At 42.8% G+C, this 653-nt stretch carries 1 rRNA gene; it reads right to left on the reverse strand.

The features are described from left to right. Positions 1-224, reverse strand: a 23S ribosomal RNA gene (locus L5L91_RS22585); the annotation flags it as partial. Positions 225-653: the final 429 nt, after the last annotated feature.

The raw sequence follows: 653 nt of genomic DNA on the forward strand, positions 1-653 counted from the left end.
TGATTTCTTTTCCTAAGGGTACTTAGATGTTTCAGTTCCCCTCGTTCGCCTCGCAACACTATGTATTCATGTTGCGATAACAGCTTATGCTGCTGGGTTCCCCCATTCGGACATCGTTAGCTCAAATGCTTGTTACTAGCTCGCCAACGCTTTTCGCAAGTTACTACGTCCTTCATCGCCTCTGACTGCCAAGGCATCCACCGTATACGCTTAGTCGCTTAACCATACAACCCAAATGAGTTTCACTCAYCTGCGTCGCATTGCGACCAGCTTGGTTTTACTTGTCTCACTTCTGACCAAAGAAGTGGACGCGCCTTAGACGTAAACTATCCAATAAAGAATAATTTACTATTGAATATTCAAGACACTTAATAAAGTGTTTGAGAACTCATGTTCAATGCTTGCGCATTAAACGTTTTGTAATTAATCACATGACAGACTCATGCAATTAAATACTATCAGCTTTCCAAATTGTTAAAGAACAATGCGTACCGGCTCGCGGCGCATTTAGCTCTGACTTCCCCGAAGAGAAGCTAAACAAGCAATCTGTGTGAACACTCAAAAGGTACACGGATGTACCGAATGTCGAAAATGCAGGAGCATTTTTCGACCAAACATTAAGTTAGTCGTATAGGTAAGGAGGTGATCCAGCC

It is taken from the genome of Shewanella sp. SM55 (assembly GCF_025654025.1).
GTDB classification, from domain to species: Bacteria; Pseudomonadota; Gammaproteobacteria; order Enterobacterales; family Shewanellaceae; genus Shewanella; species Shewanella oncorhynchi.